Genomic DNA, 20,260 nt, shown 5'->3' with positions numbered 1-20,260 from the left:
AAAGCCCAGTTCATCGAACTGGGCTTTTTGCTATTTGTAAATCGTGCACAATCAGAGTAAAATAGCCATAATTTATGCCAACATTAGGAATTATCATGCCATCATTCAATCCCCAAGCGTTTATTGAAGTCGCTCTAAAAAACAATGTACTGAGATTTGGTGAGTTTACCCTAAAATCAGGCCGAGTCAGCCCGTATTTTTTTAATGCAGGCCTGCTATCGACAGGTGAGTTATTAAGCGTACTTGCCACAGGCTATGCCGATACACTGGCAAAGCATGCAAAGACGGATGATTTGGTGATTTTTGGGGCGGCGTACAAGGGCATTCCGTTCGTGGCGGCGACCGCTCAGGCGCTCTGGTCACAGCATGGTATTAATGCCAACTGGGGCTACAACCGCAAAGAAGCCAAAGATCACGGCGAAGGTGGTATGCTTGTGGGTGCTGATCTGACTGGCAAAAAGGTCTGGGTGATTGACGATGTGATGACCGCAGGTACGGCGATGCGTGAAGTGGTGGAGATTTTGGATAAAGCAGGTGCAAGTGTCGCTGGCATCATCGTTGCACTTGACCGCAAAGAAAAAGGTCAAGGCGACAAATCTGCCATCCAAGAACTTGGCGAAAGCCTTGGTGTACCTGTGCTGGCACTGGTGACGATGGATGACATCACTGATTATGTTGCCACTCACGGCACGGCTGAGCAGTTATCCGCCATGCAAGCATATCGCGCCCAATACGGTATCGATGAATAATTTTGGATAAACAAAAGTAGCAACTATGAAAAAACTTAACTTTCTTATCGTCATGGATGATATTGCGACGATTAATTATAAAAAAGACACTTCACTTGCCATGATGTGGGCGATTGCCGATAAGGGGCATGGCTTGTACACTTGTGGCATTCATGATTTGTGGCTGAATTTGGGTCAATTGCATATTGATGCTCAAGCAACCAAAGTTTTTAAAGATCCACAAAAGTTTTATGAACTTGAGCCAAAAACCACGCATCAAGCCACTGATTTTGATGTGATTTTGATGCGTAAAGATCCGCCATTTGACATGAATTTCATCTACGCGACTTATCTGTTGGATAAAGCCAAGGATGCAGGAGTCCTAGTGGTCAATGATCCAAGCTCAATTCGTGATTGTAACGAAAAACTGTTCGCCACCTGGTTTAGCGAGCATATGAGCCCGACCATCGTGACGGCGAAGCAGTCGCATATCCGTGCGTTTATCCAAGAGCAGGGTGATGTCATCGTCAAGCCGCTTGATGGCATGGGTGGCATGGGGATTTTTCGCTTGACAGCAGACAGTCATAACATTGGCTCGACGCTTGAGCTGTTGACACAAAACCAAAGCTTGCCCATCATGGCACAAGGCTATCTACCTGCCATCAAAGAAGGTGATAAGCGTGTGCTGATTGTCGGCGGTCAAGTCGTGCCGTATTGCCTAGCACGCATTCCTGCCGATGGCGAAACTCGGGGCAATCTGGCGGCAGGCGGTCGTGGTGTTGCGATGCCGCTTAGTGATCAAGAACGAGCAGTGGCTGAACAAGTCGCACCGATTCTGCTTGAAAAAGGTTTGTATTTTGTGGGACTGGATTTGATTGGTGCAAAAATCACTGAGATCAATGTCACAAGCCCAACTTGCGTGCGTGAGATTGATGATCAATTTGGGACGCACATTGCGGTCGATTTTATTGAATTTATCGAGACTTGTTTGTCGGCAGTTTAACCGACAAAGCAAAAGCGATTGACGGTAATTTTTATTGACAAAAAAGTAAAGAAAATTTGCTTGAATTTGCCACAAAAGTCATTGAAAATAGATGATTTTTAAGATGGCTTTGGATAATTTTATGACAAAAAAAATCAATGTCCTTATGATGGCAGCAGGTACGGGCGGTCATGTATTTCCTGCATTGGCAGTGGCGGACGAATTGGCGGCTCGTGGTGCAACCATTCATTGGCTAGGCACACCAACTGGCATGGAGAATGATTTGGTCGCAAAGCACGGCTATCAGATGCATCATATAGATATGCAAGGCTTGCGTGGCAAGGGTTTGGCGCGTATGGTGAAACTGCCATTTATGCTACTAAAAGCCGTCATGCAGGCGCGCCAGCTGATGACTGACCATGCCATCGATGTGGTGGTTGGCTTTGGTGGCTATGTGACTGCACCAGGGGGATTGGCTGCTAAATTATTGAAAAAACCACTGATTATCCATGAACAAAATGCCATCGTCGGCATGAGCAACAAAAATCTGGCTCGTCATGCGGATAAGGTGCTACAGGCCTTTGATGGTGCGTTTGCCAGCGACGCCAAAGTCATCACCGTGGGTAATCCTGTGCGTGATGCCATTACCCAAATCGCTCGTCCTGAGCTGCGTTATGACATCAGTGATGAGTCTGCGCTCAAGGTGCTTGTGGTGGGTGGTTCATTGGGTGCGATGGCGATTAACCAAGCGGTGGTTGAGATGCTTGATAAGGTCAATCGCCCAATCAGTCTGCGTCATCAATGCGGCAAGGACAATCATGAGCAGATGCTCGTTGCCTACTCTCAGGCTGATATCGACACCACTAAGCATATCGTGGAGCTCAAGCCATTTATTGATGATATGGCGGCAGCGTATGCATGGGCGGATGTGATTATTTGCCGAGCAGGGGCATTGACTGTGACTGAGATTCAGACGGCAGGCGTGGCGGCGATTTTTGTGCCATTACCGCACGCTGTGGACGATCATCAGACTGCCAATGCCAAAGTGCTTGTGGATGCAGGGGCGGCGATTTTGATGCCGCAATCAAGTCTATCAGGACAGGCGCTTGCCCAGACGCTGGATGAGTTGGATCGCAGCCGCTGTCAAGAGATGGCAATCATCGCGCGCAGTCAAGCCAAAGCAGATGTCGCACAGACTGTGGCTGACATCATTGAAAATAGCATTCGCTGATTTATTTATTTGAAAGTTTATATACCAAAGGAATCCCCATGCCAACCAAAAAATCCCTGCCAAAACGCCTGATTGAAATCCCAGAAATGCGTCGCATCGAAACCATCCACTTCGTCGGTATCGGTGGGGCAGGGATGTGTGGTATCGCTGAAGTGCTTGCCAACCAAGGCTATAAGGTAACTGGCTCTGACATCAAAGCCAGTGCTGTGACTGAGCGTTTGGTCGGTCTAGGGGTGATTGTCTATATCGGTCATAACGCCAGCAACATCGATCATGCCGATGTGGTCGTGGTGTCATCAGCGATTGACAAGACCAACCCTGAAATCCAAGCAGCGCTTGCCGCTCGCCTACCTGTGGTACGCCGTGCGGATATGCTGGGTGAGCTGATGCGTTATCGCCACAGTATCGCGGTGGCAGGTGCACATGGCAAGACCACGACCACCAGTATGCTGACGATGATGCTGACCGAAGCAGGGCTTGATCCGACTTATGTCATCGGCGGCAAACTAAATGCATCGGGTAAAAATGCTGCCCTTGGTCAGTCTCGTTATCTGGTCGCTGAAGCGGATGAGTCGGATGCGTCATTCTTGTCACTGCGTCCAATGGCGGCGATCGTCACCAACATCGACGAAGACCACATGGATACTTATGAAGGTAGCTTTGAGAAGCTTAAGCAAGCCTATATTCAGTTTCTACAAAATATGCCATTTTATGGCTTGGCAGCGGTGTGTGGTGATGATGAAGTGCTGTTTGGCATGATTGATGCCATCGCTCGCCCTGTGCTGACCTTTGGTCTAAAAGAACACAACGATGTGCGTGCAGTGGATTTGGTCGTTGACGGTGCCAAGACGCACTTTACCGTACTACGCAAAGACCGTGAGCCATTGTCTTTGACGCTCAATGTGCCAGGTGAGCACAATGTCTATAACGCTCTGGCTGCCATCACCCTTGCTACGGATGAAGGTGTGGATGACGCTGCCATTATTCGCGCGCTTGAGAAATTTGCTGGCGTGGGTCGCCGTTTTGAAAAACAAGCACAAGTAGCGATCGATGACGGGGATGTGCTATTGATTGATGACTATGGCCATCACCCAACCGAAGTGGCTGCAACCATCAAAGCCGCTCGCCAAAGCTATCCAGATCGTCGATTGGTATTGATGTTCCAGCCACATCGCTATAGCCGTACTCGAGATTGTTTTGATGACTTTGTGGATGTGCTATCGGGCGTTGATGAGTTATTGCTACTGGATGTGTATGCCGCTGGTGAAGCGCCGATTGTAGGTGCAGATACCAAGGCGCTTGCTCGCAGTATTCGCCACCGTGGACAGGTGGAGCCGACTTTGGTCGATAAAAATGACTTGGCAAGTACCATGAAGCGTGTACTTAAAGCCAATGATTTATTGATCACCCAAGGAGCGGGCAATGTGGGGCAGATTTGCCTTGAGCTACGCGACAATAATTTGTATCTATAACACGATGATCCATTCATAAAAATTGAGAGTATAAAATGAGCGTTGATGTAAAACAATTTGGCAAAGTGGCAGTCGTCTGCGGTGGCTTTAGTAGCGAGCGAGAAGTGTCATTAAATAGTGGTAAGGCGGTGCTGGATGCCTTGCTATCAAAAGGCGTGGATGCGCATCACTTTGACCCACAAGAAACCGACATCTCAAAACTGCGTGAATTTGACCGTGTGTTCAATGTGCTACATGGCACCTTTGGCGAAGATGGTAGCTTACAAGGAGTGCTTGATGGTTTTGACATTCCTTATACTGGCTGCGGCGTGCTTGCTTCAGCGATTGCGATGGATAAGTTTCGTTGCCGTCTGATTTGGCAAGGGTTTAATCTGCCGAATGTCCCTTATGTGGTGCTGGATGATCACAGTGATTTTGATGCGGTTGAACAACAGTTTGGCTTGCCACTGTTCGTCAAGCCAGCCGCCGAAGGCTCAAGTGTGGGCGTGGTGATGGTTGAGACTGCAGGCGAGCTTGCCAAGGTTTATCCGACGCTGAAGCAGTATCACGGTGCTATCTTGGCGGAGCCTGCCATCACAGGTGGTGAATATGCTTGTTCACTACTGGGCGATGAAGCTTTGCCAAGCATTCGCATCATTCCGACAGGTAAGTTCTATGACTATGAAGCCAAATACCTGCGTAATGACACGACATATCAATGCCCATCGGATTTGACCGCTGAGCAAGAGCGAGAGATGCAAGACATCGCCAAGCGTGCCTTTGAAGCCATTGGCGGCCGTGGTTGGTCACGTGTGGATTTCCTAAAAAGTGATGATGGCAAATTATACCTACTTGAGCTTAACACCGTGCCAGGCATGACAGACCACAGCCTTGTACCGATGGCAGCCAAAGCTCGTGGTATTGATTTTGCATCATTGTGCGTACAAATCTTGGCACAAACGCTGTGAGCAGCCATTTTGATGCCATGACCATGCTTGCTGAGCGCTTGTCTGGTCATGGCATCGTGCTGTCAGTACAACGAAAATCTGTCAAAAATATCAACTTTCGCATCAAAGCAGGCGTCTTGTCCGTCAGTGCGCCCATGCGTATTGGTGAAAGTCAGCTAATCACAGCCATTACCGATCGCCTTGATTGGGCGGTGGCGGCACACCAATCACTGATGACCCGACAGTCTGAGCCTGATCGCTTGTGGGGTGAGTGCTTTGATGTGCATGCTTGGATGGATAATCATGGCGCATCTTGTCGCAACAGCCAGCGCCTGATGGATGATGATGCTCGGCTGCAATGGATTTATCGCCATGAGATCAATGAGCAGCTGCCTTTATTGATTCAAAAATGGCAAAGCATCGTCGGCAAACAAGCCTCGTCGATTCGCCTAAGATACATGCGCAGCAGGTGGGGCAGCTGTAATGTACGCACCGCCAAAATCACCCTAAACACGCAGCTTGCCGCGCATCCCAAGCGATGTTTGGAGTATGTGCTGGTGCATGAGCTGTGCCATCTGCATCATGCCAATCACAGCGCTGATTTTTGGGCAAGCGTCGAACAAGCCATGCCAGACTATCGCCACTGGCACAGCTTATTAAACCATAAAACGCGTACATTATGAGCGTGATTGGTCGGCTTCGGCTAATGCTTGTCCAAATATCTCGCTTAATAGGCGTACATCATTGACACGCGCATAATTTAGGCGGGTGATGAACGCCAGTCTGCGATGCGGGCCAGGCTCGGCCAAGGGTACGGCATGGACGGTCTTGCCATCGTTGATTTGATCGAGCGCCATTTTTGGCACGAGTGTCGTTCCCATGCCAGCAAGACTCATTTGAATCAGTGTGTTTAGACTGGCATCTGAAAAGCTAGAATGGATCTCGTTTTTACTAAGTGCGCACACGGACAGCACATGATCGGTCAGACAGTGACCCTCGCCAAGCAGCAGTAAGTTGGTCTTGGATAGATCATCGCTGTTAATTTTACCTGCTTGGATATGCGCATCATGCTCAGGCAAGATGGCAAAGAAATCTTCTGCCCAAAACTCAAACGCGTGCAAGCCTTCTAGCGGATACGGCAGCGCAATGATGGCAGTATCGATATGGCCATAGCGCACCTGATCGATCAGGCGCTCGGTCTGCTTTTCGACCACAGACAGCTCAAAGTTTGGGTGAGTGCGCTTTAATGTTGGCAGCACTTTGGGCAGCAAATAAGGAGCGATGGTGGGGATAATACCGATGGTCATCGGGTATGCCAGTGGCACTTGATGGCTGTGCGCTCGTGTCATTAAGTCATTGATCTCACTTGAGATTCGCTGAGCGCGTTCCAGCAGCTCTTCACCGATGGGGGTGATGAGTACCTGTTTGTTATTGCGCTCAAAGATTTGGGTATCCAGCTGTTTTTCGAGTTCGGCGATGCCTAAGCTTAGCGCTGATTGCGAGATGTTACACTCTTCAGCGGCACGCTTAAAATGACGATGTTTGGCGACAGCAAGGGCAAATTCCAGTTGGCGTAGGGTAATCATAAAAATCCTTGGCAGATGGCACTCATAAGCACCATGATCGAGTATTATTGATATCTATTTTACCTAAGTTTGATAAAATAAAACAATAGATTTGAAAGTTTTAACTGTTGAAATTGTGTTTTTTTGTTGTATTATAAAAGGGTGCTAAGGCAAATGGGCGGCATCGGTCGCATCAAGGCATTTGGCTTAGTGAGTTTAACAAACCAACCATTGAAAAGGTGAATATTATGGCAGCAATTATCAACCAACAAATCCCTGAGTTCTCAACTCAAGCCTATGTCAACGGCGAATTCAAAACCATCACTTCTGACGATGTCAAAGGCAACTGGGCGATTTTCCTATTCTACCCACACGACTTTACTTTCGTTTGCCCAACTGAGCTTGAAGACATGGCTGCTCACTACGACGAGCTAAAAGGTCTTGGCGTAGAAGTGTATGCAGTATCAACTGACACACATTTCGTACACAAAGCATGGCACGATGCTTCTCCAGCGATCTCAAAAGTACAATACCCAATGCTAGGTGATGGTACTGGTAAGATCACTCGTGGCTTTAATGTGATGATCGAAGAAGACAACGCAGCACTTCGCGGTACTTTCCTAGTTGATCCAGATGGCTTCATCAAAGTCGCTGAAATCCACGACCTAGGCATCGGCCGTAGCGCAAAAGACATGGTTCGTAAAGTAAAAGCAGCTCAATATGTTCGTGAGAACGACGGTGAAGTCTGCCCAGCAGCTTGGGAAGCAGGTCAAGAAACCTTGAAGCCAAGCCTAGACCTAGTTGGTAAAATCTAATTATCACTTAGGATAATTTGACAAAAACTCCAAGCCGTGTGGTTTGGAGTTTTTATTGTTTTAAAAATTTGACAGTGGATTGCTTATAAAAAAATCAGCCAACAAGTGGCTGATTTGATTGCTAAGCAAATCTGATTATGCGCGTTCAGCGGCAACTTTTTCTAGATAAGCTTTTAGCTCGTCTTTTAGATGAAGTTTTTTGTGTTTCATCTCATCGATTTCACCAGCGCGGCTGGCTGAAGCGACTGGATCTTTTTCAAGATTGTCGATTTCGGTGTCAAGATCGTTATGCTCATTAAATAGTTTTAGGAAGTGAGCATCACCTTCACTTTTTAGTTGAGTCATCAAATCGCGATATTCTGGAAGCATGGTATTCTCCTGTGATTGGGTGCTTGGCACCAAGTTTTTAAGTTTTGGATAAATTGGTTTGTTGAGATTATATTAGCAAGAAAGCGACAAATTGGCAAGCAGATTCACATCAGGCAGGTGGCGATGGCTGATTCATGATTTGAAGATTGTGATGGCAATGTTTTAAATTCCTAAATTTTCAATCATCAATAATCGGTTATAATAATCACATGTAATCATCACACAGTTTGGCGATGGCCATCATACCCAACAAATCACAGAAATAAAGGTGACACTTATGTTAGATCAAAATCTATTAAATGCAGTAAAAACTTATAGCGAAAACATGACTCGCCCAATCCAAATGGTCATCGGTGCAGGTGAGCACGAAAAGCGTGCCGAATTGGTGGATTTTTTGACCAAAATCGCAGGCACTAGCGACAAGATTGGCTTTGATGCGACCGTAGTCGATACCGATCTTAGCCCAATGAGCTTTAAGATCACCACCGAAAACAAAGACACAGGTATCGTCTTTAGCGGTATCCCAGGCGGTCATGAGTTCACTTCATTGATTCTGGCGATTCTACAAGCAGGTGGCCATACCTTAAAACTGGACGAAGGCATCCAAAGCCTAGTTAAGCGTATCCAAGCACCGCTAAAGTTCCAAACTTTTGTATCGCTATCATGCCACAACTGCCCTGATGTCGTGCAGGCGTTGAACCAATTTGCCATCCTAAATGACGGCATCGAAAACGAAATGATCGACGGTGGTGTATTCCCTGAATTGGTCGCCGAAAAAGGCATCCAAGGCGTACCAGCGGTATTCTTGAACGGTAAGCCATTTGCCAATGGTAAAGTGGATACTGCCAAGCTCATCGAAAAACTACAAGAGCAATACCCTGATTTGCTATCAGCATCGGATGAGCCACAGCTGGAGACTCAAGATGTGACCGTCATCGGTGGTGGCCCTGCAGGTAGTGCGGCGGCGATTTATACCGCTCGAAAGGGTCTGCGTGTGGCACTGGTGGCTGACCGTATCGGTGGTCAGGTCAAAGACACCCAAGATATCGAGAACCTGATTTCAATTCCGCTAACCAATGGTAATCAGCTTGCTGCCAATCTAGCGACGCACATCAAAGAGTACAACATCACCGTCAAAGAGCACGTGAGTATCAGCAGTATCGAAGAAGTCAAAGGTGGCTATCAAGTTACACTAAACACAGGTGAAAGCTGGACAACACGCACCATCATCCTAGCCACAGGTGCCAAATGGCGTAAGCTTGGTGTCAAAGGCGAAGATGAGAACATCGGTAATGGCGTGGCGTACTGCCCACACTGCGACGGCCCATTCTTCAAGGGTAAAGATGTCGCTGTCGTCGGCGGCGGCAACTCAGGCGTCGAAGCAGCTCTAGACTTGGCAGGTATCGTCAAGCATGTGACTGTACTTGAGTTTGGTGACACCTTGCGTGCTGACCAAGTACTGGTGGATAAGGCGATGGCAAAAGACAACATCACCATCATCAAATCAGCTGCCACGACAGAAATCACCACTGATGGTAGCAAGGTCAATGCACTGATTTATCAAGACCGCACCACAGGCGAGAACCAAACGCTACCACTATCAGCGGTATTCGTCCAAATCGGTCTGGTGCCAAACTCTGAAGTCGCCAAAGGCTTGGTAAAAACCACCCCGCAAGGTGAGATTGAAATCGACGCCAAATGCCGTACCGACAAGCCAGGCATCTTTGCTTGTGGCGATGTAACCACAGTGCCATATAAGCAAATCAACATCGCAATGGGTGAAGGCTCAAAAGCGGGTCTATCAGCCTTTGAATATCTGATGATGAACAGCTGATCGATTGCTGAATATGACAAATCACGCCTATGATGGGCGTGATTTTTTTGGTTTGTGTTGGTGGGTGGGTTGTGCTAAAGTGGCGATGTGGATACTTATCAACTTCAACAGGGTGATTATGCAGTATATTTATTGGCTGATGGCATTTGCAGTTGGTGCAGGTGCGGCGATACAGGCAGCGATCAATGCACGCTTGGCGCATGGATTGGGTGAGCAGCCTGTGGTGGCGGCTTTTTTGTCTTTTTTGGTCGGTACGCTGTGCTTGGGCGTGGTCATGCTGCATCAGGCCAATTTGGGATTGGCGGTGGCAGGCTTGCCATCACAGCCTTGGTGGCGATGGATTGGCGGTGCGATCGGAGCGGCGTTCGTGTTTTCGACCGTGCTGCTTGCCCCGAAGATCGGCTTGGTGAACATGGTGTTTTTGATCATCATCGGTCAATTGGCAGCGGGCATGGCGATCGATGCTTTTGGCTTGATTCAGATGCCAGTACGCCCTTTGACTTGGCATAAATATTTGGGACTGGGCGTGATGCTGATGGGTTTGATGGTTTTTATGTTTGGGGATAAGTTGATCGCGATGGTGCGATGAGTTGGCGAGCGCGATGGCATGTGTTACAATGATAAAAAAACACAGGAGAATCCCATGACCCTAACTTGGCACGACACCCTAGATATTGCCATTGCGTTGGCAGAAAAATACCCTGATGAAGATGTGCAGTACATTCGCTTTACTGATTTACACCGCTATGTCTGTGAGCTTGATGGCTTTAGCGATGACCCAAATAAGTCGAACGAACGCATCCTAGAAGCCATCCAGATGGCATGGCTTGATGAGCTGTGATGCTTTAGTTGAAATAAAACCGTTCTTGGTATCAGCCATGAACGGTTTTTTTATGATGTGGGCGATTTATAAGGTGCTGACCCGTCTGATAGCGACAGTCAAAGCATCACCGATTTGGTGGCTATCGTGATTGGCAGCCAGTGACGATTGCATCAGTAGCGTTTGACCAGTATTTGTGCTGAGCGTATAGAGCCAATTACCCCCACGAAAATCTCGATCACTCACTGTGGCATCGATGGCGTGCGTATCACGATCAGCCTTGTAGGGCTTGACATCATGTGGGCGGATGAGTGCTTTGGTGGCGTGCGGTGGCACAGGCAGATTGATATGCCCAAAGATGCTATCAAAGCCATGCTCGCCACCGTTTTGGATATCGACAAGCACCCCTTCACCGATAAAGCGGGCGACGGTCTCGGTGGCAGGCGTGTGATACAGGGCAGTGGGCGTGTCCCATTGTTGTAGCTTACCATCAGCAAGCATGCCGACCATATCCGCCATCGCAAAGGCTTCGGCTTGATCATGTGTCACCATGATGGCGCTGACATTTTGGGAGTTGAGCAGGCGGCGTACTTCCTTGGATAGGCTGGTGCGTAGTTCGACATCGAGATTTGAAAATGGCTCATCGAGCAGCACCAAGCTTGGACGGGGTGCCAGCGCTCGCACCAATGCCACGCGCTGCTGTTGACCGCCTGACAGTTCATGCGGATAGCTGTTTTTGTAGCTTTGCATATCGATTAGGCTCAGCATCTCATCTACTCGTGACACCTGTGCAGATTTATCCATGTTTGACAGTCCAAAGGCGATGTTATCCGCCACCGTCAAGTGTGGAAACAGTGCATAGTCCTGAAATACCATACCGATATGGCGACGATGAGCAGGCGTAGCCCCTTTGCCATCAAATAGTGCTTGACCATCAAGGGTAATGCTGCCTGTGTCAGGTGTCTCAAAACCTGCGATACAGCGTAGTAGCGTCGTCTTACCACAGCCTGAAGCGCCCAGCAGGCAGGCGATTTGACCTTTTTGAAGTTCAAAGCTGATATCGCTTAGGATGGTTTTTTTGTCAAAGCTGATGGATAGTTGATGAATATTTAGCATAATTTTCTCAAAATTTTTAATATTCTACTGATAATGGCGTTATTTTTGATCCATTTTGGCAAATAAAATCACAGGAATCAGCCCTGCAATGATGATGGCAAGCGCAGGTAGCGACGCCTTATCATATAAGCCTTCACTGGTGAACGAATAAATCCGCACGGACAAGGTATCCCAATCAAACGGACGCATCATCAAGGTAATCGGCATCTCTTTCATCGTATCAACAAAGACCATCAGCATCGCCACACCGAGTGAGCCTTTGATGAGTGGTAGATAGACACGACGCACGGTGTCAAATGGCGCCACTCCAAGTGATGCCGCTGCTTCGATGTGTGCAGATTTGATGCGTTTCATGCCGGCATCCACTGACTGCACGCCCAATGCCAAAAAGCGAATCAATAACGCAATCAGCATCACGCCAAGCGTACCCTTAAAGATAGCATCGGCGTCTGATAAGCTAGGCAGGGTGGCAATCAGCCAATTATCCAGCCATGCCACAGGGACAAACACGCCAACAGCCAGCACCGAGCCTGGGATGGCATAGCCGAGCGTTGAGATTTTGGCACTGGCAAGGGCAAATTTGCTGTGGTCGCTCCTTGTGCTGATGGCGATAAATAACGCAACCACCGCCACGAGCAGCGATGCCATTAGGCTAACACTGATTGAGTGCCAAATCTGGGTCAATAGTTCAGCAAAGATGGTGTCTTGCCAAATAGCCGTCGCCCACAAGATCAGCTGAACGACAGGCACGACAAAAGCAAGACAAAGAATGATCGCACAATAAGCGGTGGCAAGCCATTTTTTGTAGCCATGCAGGGCAATTGGGCGATGATGGCTGGCACGCCCTGTGGTCTCAAAACGGCGACGCCCACGGCTTAACTGCTCAAGCACCAAAAAAATAAATACCAAAGTAATGAGCAAGCTTGCCAACTGCTTAGCGGTGTCAATCGAAAAAAACCCAAACCACGCCTGATAAATGGCAGTGGTAAACGTGTCATAGCCAAAAACACTCACCGCCCCAAAGTCTGCCAATACTTCCATCAAGGCAAGTATCATACCGCCAGCAATCCATGGACGAGCCATCGGCAAGGCAAGCTTGACAAAGGCTTTGGGTGCAGATAGCCCCATCGATGCCCCAGCTTCCAAGGCGCGCACGCCCATGCTGCCAAAGGCATTTTTGGCAAGTAGATAGACATAAGGATACAGCGTCAGACTCATCACGATGGTCAGACCAAAGCCGTTTCGCACATCGGGCAAGCCGTTTTCAAATCCTAGATTGTCTCTTAAATAAGTGCTAATACCACCTGTATAATCAAAAATCCCAAGCTGCACAAAAGCAAGCACATAAGCAGGTACCGCCAAGGGCAGCATCATCGCCCAAGCAAAAAACCGCTGTAGCGGAAATCGATGCATCGCAGTCAGCCAAGCAGTGGTCGTACCAAGTATGGTTACGCCAACACCGACCCCGATGACGAGCAATAACGTATTTTTCAATAATAAAGGCAATTCGTATTCAAGCAAAAACTGCCAAATCTCAGCATTAAAACTGCCCAATGATGAGACGATGACAGCCAGCGGAATGATGACCAAAAACGCACACAGCGATAGCCAAAGACGAGCCAGAAATGATGAATTCATAGCACTCATATCAAGAAAATTGCGACGCCAGAAGTGGCAAAGGGAAAGTTAAGTCATCAAAATCAAAAAATCATTGATAATGATAATTTTTCTTGTTTCTATTTAGAAAATATTCTATTATAATAACACAATTAATAGCAAGTTTTCTTGACAAAACTTACATATTGGATAAATTTTTGTTTCAATAGCTTTTTAAGACAAAGGATCGATGATGAAAAAGTTAGTTGTAGCGTCACTGGCATTGGCGGTCACCGCGCCAGCCATGGCAAGCGAAATCGTGGTATATTCTGCTCGTGCAGATGAGCTACTTAAGCCATTGACTCAGGCTTATCAAAAGAAAACGGGCACCAAAGTGACATTGGTGAGCGATAAAGCAGGTCCATTGATGGAAAAGCTTAAAGCCGAAGGCAAAAACACCAAGGCGGATGTATTCATCACTGTTGATGGCGGTAACCTATGGCAAGCCGCTCAAGCAGGCCTACTTCGCCCAATCAACTCATCGGTCCTAAAATCAAATATCCCATCAAACCTGCGCGACCCAAAAAACCAGTGGTTTGGTCTGTCTGTGCGCGCTCGTACGATTTTTTATAATCCAAAGAAAGTCAACGCAAGCCAGCTCTCCACCTATGCTGATTTGGCAAATGCCAAGTGGAAAGGCAAGCTATGCCTACGCACCTCAAACAATGTCTATAACCAATCTTTGGTCGCAACCATGATTGCGCATAATGGCCAAGCCAAAACTGAGCAAGTGGTCAAAGGCTGGGTGAATAACTTGGCAGCAGCACCGTTTTCAAATGACACCGCACTGCTAGAAGCCATCGATGCAGGTCGCTGTGATGTGGGTATCGCCAACACCTATTATTATGGCCGCCTACTGAACCAAAAGCCAAGCGTTGCTAACAATGTCAAAGTGTTCTTCGCTGACCAAAAAGGCAAAGGTACTCATGTCAATGTCTCAGGCGCAGGCGTGGTCAAGCACAGCGATAATGCTGCTGAAGCCCAAAAATTCATCGAATGGCTAAGTGGCTCTGAAGCTCAAAGCCTATACGCCCAAAATAACTTTGAATACCCAGCCAACCCACGCGTCGCTGTGACTGGCAATATGGCTCGTTGGTTGCCAAGCAGCTTTAAGCGCGACATGATCAATGTCTCTGTTGCAGGTCAAAACCAACAAAAAGCCACCATGCTGATGAAAAAAGCAGGCTATAAGTGATTGATTAATTAACTCACCCAAAAACAAGCCATGCAGCGATTGCATGGCTTGTTTTTTATTCCAGATTATTTGGTCAACTCATGCCACCAAACGATCCAAAATCGCTTCATAAACTTGGGTTAGCTGCTCAATCTCCTTGATGTCGATATGCTCATCGACTTGGTGGATGGTGGCGTTTTTGACACCAAGTTCAACCACTTGGGCATTCATGATCGGCGCAATAAAGCGACCATCGGATGTACCGCCTGATGTGGATAGTTTGGTATCTACTCCTGTCACGGCTTTGATGGCATCAACACAGGCGCTGACAAATTTACCTTTTTCGGTCAAAAATGGCACGCCCGAGAGCGTCCAGTCGATATGATAAGTGGCATCACTATCCGCAAAGTGCCGATCAAAAATTTCATGTGTCTTTGCCATCAGGCTATCAGCGGTGTTTTCGGTGCAATAGCGGAAATTAAATAGCACCGTGCAAGTGCCGCCGATGACATTGGTCGCGCCTGTACCTGAGTTGATGTTGGAGATTTGCATTGATGTGGCAGGGAAATAGTCATTGCCATCATCCCAGTGTGTGGCGGTCAGTTCAGCGAGTGCTGGAGCGACAGCATGAATGGGATTGATGGCCAAATGCGGATAGGCGATATGGCCTTGTTTGCCAGTGACGGTGAGTTTGGCATTGAGCGAGCCACGGCGACCATTTTTGATGATATCGCCAAGCTTATCCGTGCTAGACGGCTCACCGACGAGACAGTAATCCATCTTTTGACCACGAGCGGCGAGCGTTTCGACGACTTTGACCGTGCCATTAATTGCCACACCTTCTTCATCACTGGTGATTAGTAGAGCGATGCCACCTTTGTGATGCGGGTGTTTGTTGATGAACTGCTCACACGCCACCACAAAGCTTGCCACACCAGTTTTCATATCCGATGCACCACGCCCCCACAGTTTGCCATCAGCGACAGTCGCCGAAAATGGTGGGTAAGTCCATGCTGATTCATCACCGGTTGGCACGACATCGGTATGACCAGCAAAGCACAACACCGGCGCATCTTTATCCGTACCGTGTTTGATTGCCCATAGGTTTTTGACTTCGGCATTTTTGCCACTGTCGTTTTTATCGCCAAAAAACATAAATTCACAGTCAAAACCCAGTGCCTGCAATCGTTTAGCAAGAATATTTTGGCAGTCTTTATCATCAGGGGTGATGGATGCTTGTTGGATAAGCTCAATGGATAGGGCAAGTTCTGGAGAGTGGCTCATCATAATTTCCTAATTGATATCTTATGTAGATGGTTGGTATTTTGACTATTGATTGGCGTCAAATAACGCCGCGCCAAGATTGATGATGCGTTCACTGTCATGAAGCTTTTCAAGCCAGTGTGCTGGTATGGCATCAACACCATAATAAGCACCAGCGATTTGCCCACAGATGGCGGCGGTGGTATCGGCATCATCGCCGAGATTGACAGCCGTCAATACAGCATCGGTAAAGTTATCGGTATGATAAAAACACCACAAAGCCGCCTCGAGACTTTCGACCACATAGCCGCTACCGATGATGTCATTACAGCTTTTGTGCTGATAATCACCACTGATGATAGAATGCAAATGTTCATTGTATTGAGTTGAATCATCTGCAAGCAGTTCGTCCTTGCTCACCTTACTGTTGATAGCGCGCCACAGCACTAGGCTTAGGTAGGCACAAGCAGATAAACACGCATCCGAACCATGTGTGGTGGTTGAGCTTAACCGCCCATAATGCACCGCTTGCTCAATATCATGATGATAAAAAATAGGCACGGGGGCAAGGCGCATGATTGAGCCATTGCCAGAGTTGCTATGATCGGTATAAGTGGTTTGGCTGATGCCACGATGGATAAACTGCATCACAGCTTTTCTGGTGGTATCACCAATATCAAAACATCTACCTGTTGAGGAATTTTCACCCAATTCTAGCCATCTGGCATAGCGCTGCATTTGGTCATGGCTATCAAAACCGTGGCAAGCCAGCAGGCTATCTGCCAAGCATAATGCCATTGAGGTGTCATCCGTCCAATAGCCGGCAGGTAAATTAAATATACCACCACCTATCATGTCGGTGACAGGGGAAAAGCTGCCACGGGCTTTAAATTCGGCAGGTGCGCCCAAGGCATCACCAACTGCTAGACCGGTTAGAACGCCAATGGCTCGATTGCGTTTCTGGGTAATGGATGGCATAAAAACTCCTTTGTATTATCTATATGCATGGTGCATCATCTTGTTGTATCCATATTGCAATCGAAAAGCATGTATGATTTGCAATATCGACTCGGTGTAATAAATCGCTGCCAAATAGGACAGAGCTATGGTTTGCTTTCCTTCAATTTCTCAAACTTCAACTTTTAAGAAGTGCAAATTATTAATGCTATCCCAATAGAATGTATAATCATTCTCTAGGCTAATTGGGCCTCCGTGTGGTTTTTTGGTATTATATTTAAGTAATTTGCCCTTTTGGTATGTTTTGGAATGCCTAAAATCAAAGTCCCCCGTTCCTATGCTGTACTCTTCTTGATTATAATAATGTGCGTGGTTTGTGCCTAGAATAAAATAACAGAAGTCTACTTCATGTTTTTTGTACAATTCAAGGTTTTTTAAATCTTGAAATACATCATATCTATTGTTTGGTTCTCTGTGGTTTTCTTTTTTAAAGAATTTTAGTTCAATGGCACAGCGAACACTAACGTCTTTATTTTTGTAAATTGCAACTAAATCTACCCTTGCTTGATTCGACCTACTTTTTGGGGACTTTTCTGTCAATTTAATATAACTTTCAAGTTCTAGATGAAATTTATCATCAAGGTTAAATTCGTATAAATTACCAATTGTTTTTAATATATAAGCAAACTCCAATTGAAAAGAGGCTTCATTTTGAGCATTTAAACTACCATTACCTAATTTATGAATTAAAATTTGATAGGATTTATTGATGATTTCTTTTAATCTATCAATATAGATTTGTTTTATATCAGCCATTATAAGACCCCATCATCCCGACGCATCCAAGTAGCGATCGAAAAGCGAGTGCGGTTGGTGATATTGACTTGGTGTAATAGCTCACTGTCAAATAGAACAAGGCGATTGGCTTTTGGCAGTAGCTTTTGTTCATTGCCAAGCTTGTCATCGACCAGAATCTCGCCACCATCTGTCTGTGACCAGTCATCATTGAGATAATACACCGCAGAGATGACTCGTTCATCCCGACCGATGGGATTGTCTTTATGCCATTGATACCCAAAGCCCGACGGATAGCAGGCATAATGCGCTTCACAGCGACGAATACCAGTAAATAGTGTCGCATTAAAATACTGAGCCAGTGATTCAATACTTGATAAGTATAACAGCCCCACAGGGCAAGCATCATCAATCCAGCGAATGCGATCGCCACGAATACTCGCTTCTCGCTCGCCATGTGTCAGATGTGCATCTTTATAGTCGATATAGCCACTCTCAGCCTGCAATTCACGCACCGCACTATCGTCAAAACAGTCATCAACCACCATCACGCCAGTCTGCACAAAGTTATCAAGCATCGCATCTAGCCGTGCTGCCCAGTCGATGCCAAAATCGTGAGTTGTCGCCATAGTTGCTGTCATGTGCTTATCCCTAACAAAAAACAATTCGCCAAAAATCGCTGTCTATGCTACCATATCACAGACAAATTTGTTAAAAAAAAATCAATCGAGACGCTATGAATTACAAACACGCCTATCATGCAGGCAACTTCGCTGATGTTGCCAAGCATATTTTATTATTACAGTTATTGGCGCAATTTTCTGCCAAAGCCAAGCCATACTATGTGCTTGATGCCTATGGTGGGCGAGGTCTGTATTCACTGGCAAGCACCGAAACTCAAAAAACCAAAGAAGCTGAACGCGGTATTGTCGCACTCGAAAAGGCAGTCGCGGCAGGCGTGGATCATCTACCAAAAGCAGTCGCACAGTATTTGGATGATTTGGCATTTGCTCGTAATAAATACGACCAGTTTGTCTATCCAGGATCGCCTTGGTGGATTGCCCATCACAGCGAGTATCATTCAGCGGATGCGCCGCTACGTTGTGAGGCCTTTGAAGCGATCGCTGATGAATATGATGCGCTTAATTATCAGCTATATCAGTTGCCTATCGGCATCCATCATCGTGATGCTTTCGAGGGCGTACCTGCTGTCGTACCACCAAAAGAACGCCGTGGCGTGATTTTGCTAGATCCGCCATTTGAACAAGAACACAAGGATTTTAGCCGTTTGGTGGATTTGCTTGTTGCTAGTTATAAGAAATTTGGCAATGGCACTTTTGTGCTATGGTACCCGATCAAAAATATCGACGCTACCGAACTATTTTACAAAAAAATGAAACGCACGGGCATCAAAAAACAGCTTGTCTGTGAGCTGAATCTTTACCCAAATGATGTCGCAGTTGGTCTAAATGGCACGGGGCTATTTATCATCAATCCGCCGTGGCAATTTGCCGATGCCGCCCAAGAGATTTTGGAATTTTTGGCACCAATTCTAAAGCCAGTGGATGCACCACAGATGTCGCTCGGCGAGATGGCAGTGGTGAAATGGCTTGTCGGTGAATAAGCAGAAAAAATCGTTTATAGACAGTGATAAAGGCAAACCATGACACAAATCAATAAGCCAGACAGTCAAGATATCCATCCTGAATGCGAACACGACGGCATCACCTTTGAAGTCATTGAACCAGAGCATAGCGATGGCAAAAAAGTGATGAGCAAAGGCGTGTATCTTGTGCCAAATCTGATTACAACGCTGTCATTATTTGCAGGGTTTTATTCGATTTTATCCAGCACCAATGGTGAGTTTATCAAGGCAAGCTTTGCGATTTTTATCTCAGCGTTTTTGGATGGGATGGATGGCAGGGCTGCAAGACTACTAAACGCCCAAAGTCCTTTTGGTGAGCAGTATGATTCATTGGCAGACTGTATTGCTTTTGGGCTTGCACCTGCAGTATTGGTGTATAGCTTTGCTTTGCAGCCGTGGGGTAGATTTGGCATGGCGTGTGCGTTTGTTTATGCAGCGTGTGCAGCTTTTCGCTTGGCGCGATTTAATGTACAAATTGGCGTCGTTGACAAAAAATATTTTATTGGTCTGGCAAGTCCATTGGCGGCATTGTTGATTGCCTGCACAGTGCTTGTCAGCCTAAAATATGCTGATTTTATGACTGGTATAAGCGCGCAGTTGACCTGGTTCTTTGCGTTTTGGGTCATTGCTTGCGGTCTTTTGATGGTCAGCAATGTCAAATATTATTCATTCAAAGAATTTGATAAGCAAAAAGTACCATTTGTGGTGTTATTAGTGGCTTTATTGATTTTTGGTGCTTTGTTATATGACATCCCAGTGGGGCTGCTAGCCATCGGTGTCACCTATGCGCTGTCAGGTTTTGTCACGACTTATTTGCATAAAAGTAAAGCATAACCCATAAAAAAGACCTTTGTATAAAGGTCTTTTTTATCGCAAATCAATTTAGTTAAAGATTAAACCCCAACAAAATCA

21 protein-coding genes are annotated in these 20,260 nt (G+C 46.7%); 13 read left to right on the top strand and 8 right to left on the bottom strand.

Features of this window, described 5'->3' with window-relative positions:
• Positions 1–95 precede the first annotated feature (95 nt).
• From pyrE to B0681_RS07070, 6 genes are all read left to right on the top strand, one after another.
• Positions 96–749: an orotate phosphoribosyltransferase gene (gene pyrE / locus B0681_RS07095; protein ID WP_114144971.1), complete on the top strand. Its 654-nt coding sequence runs from the start codon at positions 96–98 to the stop codon at positions 747–749.
• Between the two features lie 25 nt (positions 750–774).
• A complete protein-coding gene (gene gshB / locus B0681_RS07090; RefSeq protein ID WP_078318052.1) occupies positions 775–1,731 on the top strand; it encodes a glutathione synthase in 957 nt (318 codons plus the stop codon).
• Between the two features lie 121 nt (positions 1,732–1,852).
• Complete coding sequence (gene murG / locus B0681_RS07085) at positions 1,853–2,941, top strand: undecaprenyldiphospho-muramoylpentapeptide beta-N-acetylglucosaminyltransferase (RefSeq protein ID WP_078318077.1); 1,089 nt, start codon at positions 1,853–1,855, stop codon at positions 2,939–2,941.
• 38 nt (positions 2,942–2,979) lie between these two features.
• Positions 2,980–4,413: a UDP-N-acetylmuramate--L-alanine ligase gene (gene murC / locus B0681_RS07080; RefSeq protein WP_078318051.1), complete on the top strand. Its 1,434-nt coding sequence runs from the start codon at positions 2,980–2,982 to the stop codon at positions 4,411–4,413.
• 35 nt (positions 4,414–4,448) lie between these two features.
• On the top strand, positions 4,449–5,360 hold the full coding sequence (locus B0681_RS07075; RefSeq protein WP_078318050.1) for a D-alanine--D-alanine ligase: 912 nt from the start codon (positions 4,449–4,451) through the stop codon (positions 5,358–5,360).
• Positions 5,357–6,022 carry a M48 family metallopeptidase gene (locus B0681_RS07070; protein ID WP_228143880.1) on the top strand — a complete coding sequence of 222 codons (666 nt, stop codon included), beginning with the start codon at positions 5,357–5,359 and terminating at the stop codon, positions 6,020–6,022. The genes B0681_RS07075 and B0681_RS07070 overlap by 4 nt, the downstream gene beginning before the upstream one ends.
• On the opposite strand, the gene B0681_RS07065 is transcribed toward B0681_RS07070, so the two are convergent.
• On the bottom strand, positions 6,017–6,925 hold the full coding sequence (locus B0681_RS07065; RefSeq protein ID WP_078318049.1) for a hydrogen peroxide-inducible genes activator: 909 nt from the start codon (positions 6,923–6,925) through the stop codon (positions 6,017–6,019). The genes B0681_RS07070 and B0681_RS07065 overlap by 6 nt on opposite strands.
• A 227-nt stretch (positions 6,926–7,152) precedes the next feature.
• Between B0681_RS07065 and ahpC the strand changes: the two genes are divergently transcribed.
• Complete coding sequence (gene ahpC, locus B0681_RS07060; protein ID WP_078318048.1) at positions 7,153–7,719, top strand: alkyl hydroperoxide reductase subunit C; 567 nt, start codon at positions 7,153–7,155, stop codon at positions 7,717–7,719.
• Between the two features lie 135 nt (positions 7,720–7,854).
• On the opposite strand, the gene B0681_RS07055 is transcribed toward ahpC, so the two are convergent.
• Positions 7,855–8,088 (bottom strand): YdcH family protein, encoded by a 234-nt coding sequence (locus tag B0681_RS07055; RefSeq protein WP_078318047.1) that lies wholly within the window; start codon positions 8,086–8,088, stop codon positions 7,855–7,857.
• Positions 8,089–8,365: 277 nt separating this feature from the next.
• On the opposite strand from B0681_RS07055, the gene ahpF reads away from it, so the two are divergent.
• The 3 genes from ahpF to iscX all read left to right on the top strand — a co-directional run bounded on the left by ahpF (position 8,366) and on the right by iscX (position 10,763).
• Positions 8,366–9,922, top strand: a complete 1,557-nt coding sequence (gene ahpF, locus B0681_RS07050; RefSeq protein ID WP_078318046.1) for an alkyl hydroperoxide reductase subunit F — start codon at positions 8,366–8,368, stop codon at positions 9,920–9,922.
• 118 nt (positions 9,923–10,040) lie between these two features.
• Positions 10,041–10,511, top strand: coding sequence for a DMT family transporter (locus B0681_RS07045; RefSeq protein ID WP_158077927.1), 471 nt, complete (start codon positions 10,041–10,043; stop codon positions 10,509–10,511).
• 54 nt (positions 10,512–10,565) lie between these two features.
• Entirely contained in the window at positions 10,566–10,763 is a 198-nt protein-coding gene (gene iscX / locus B0681_RS07040; protein ID WP_078253014.1) for a Fe-S cluster assembly protein IscX, read from the top strand.
• 66 nt (positions 10,764–10,829) lie between these two features.
• On the opposite strand, the gene B0681_RS07035 is transcribed toward iscX, so the two are convergent.
• Both B0681_RS07035 and B0681_RS07030 read right to left on the bottom strand, forming a co-directional pair.
• Positions 10,830–11,858: an ABC transporter ATP-binding protein gene (locus B0681_RS07035; protein WP_078318044.1), complete on the bottom strand. Its 1,029-nt coding sequence runs from the start codon at positions 11,856–11,858 to the stop codon at positions 10,830–10,832.
• A 39-nt stretch (positions 11,859–11,897) separates the two neighbouring features.
• Complete coding sequence (locus tag B0681_RS07030; RefSeq protein WP_078318043.1) at positions 11,898–13,505, bottom strand: ABC transporter permease; 1,608 nt, start codon at positions 13,503–13,505, stop codon at positions 11,898–11,900.
• A 202-nt stretch (positions 13,506–13,707) separates the two neighbouring features.
• Here B0681_RS07030 and B0681_RS07025 point away from each other — a divergent pair, with 202 nt between their 5' ends.
• Positions 13,708–14,709 carry an extracellular solute-binding protein gene (locus B0681_RS07025; protein WP_078318042.1) on the top strand — a complete coding sequence of 334 codons (1,002 nt, stop codon included), beginning with the start codon at positions 13,708–13,710 and terminating at the stop codon, positions 14,707–14,709.
• Between the two features lie 78 nt (positions 14,710–14,787).
• Here the strand turns inward: B0681_RS07025 and dapE are convergent, their stop codons facing one another.
• The 4 genes from dapE to B0681_RS07005 all read right to left on the bottom strand — a co-directional run bounded on the left by dapE (position 14,788) and on the right by B0681_RS07005 (position 18,344).
• Entirely contained in the window at positions 14,788–15,972 is a 1,185-nt protein-coding gene (gene dapE, locus B0681_RS07020; RefSeq protein WP_078318041.1) for a succinyl-diaminopimelate desuccinylase, read from the bottom strand.
• A gap of 45 nt (positions 15,973–16,017) precedes the next feature.
• Positions 16,018–16,929, bottom strand: coding sequence for an ADP-ribosylglycohydrolase family protein (locus B0681_RS07015; RefSeq protein WP_078318040.1), 912 nt, complete (start codon positions 16,927–16,929; stop codon positions 16,018–16,020).
• Between the two features lie 150 nt (positions 16,930–17,079).
• Entirely contained in the window at positions 17,080–17,724 is a 645-nt protein-coding gene (locus B0681_RS07010; protein WP_078318039.1) for a hypothetical protein, read from the bottom strand.
• Positions 17,724–18,344, bottom strand: coding sequence for a 2OG-Fe(II) oxygenase (locus B0681_RS07005; protein WP_114144970.1), 621 nt, complete (start codon positions 18,342–18,344; stop codon positions 17,724–17,726). Before B0681_RS07005 ends, B0681_RS07010 begins: the two co-directional genes overlap by 1 nt.
• A 95-nt stretch (positions 18,345–18,439) precedes the next feature.
• Between B0681_RS07005 and B0681_RS07000 the strand changes: the two genes are divergently transcribed.
• Both B0681_RS07000 and pssA read left to right on the top strand, forming a co-directional pair.
• On the top strand, positions 18,440–19,327 hold the full coding sequence (locus B0681_RS07000) for a 23S rRNA (adenine(2030)-N(6))-methyltransferase RlmJ (RefSeq protein WP_078318038.1): 888 nt from the start codon (positions 18,440–18,442) through the stop codon (positions 19,325–19,327).
• Between the two features lie 39 nt (positions 19,328–19,366).
• Positions 19,367–20,182: a CDP-diacylglycerol--serine O-phosphatidyltransferase gene (gene pssA, locus B0681_RS06995; protein WP_078318037.1), complete on the top strand. Its 816-nt coding sequence runs from the start codon at positions 19,367–19,369 to the stop codon at positions 20,180–20,182.
• The last annotated feature ends 78 nt before the right edge of the window (positions 20,183–20,260 follow it).

It is taken from the genome of Moraxella porci DSM 25326 (genome assembly GCF_002014855.1).
In the GTDB taxonomy this organism is placed as follows: Bacteria; Pseudomonadota; Gammaproteobacteria; order Pseudomonadales; family Moraxellaceae; genus Moraxella; species Moraxella porci.
This window is presented reverse-complemented; position numbering and strand designations above follow the sequence as displayed.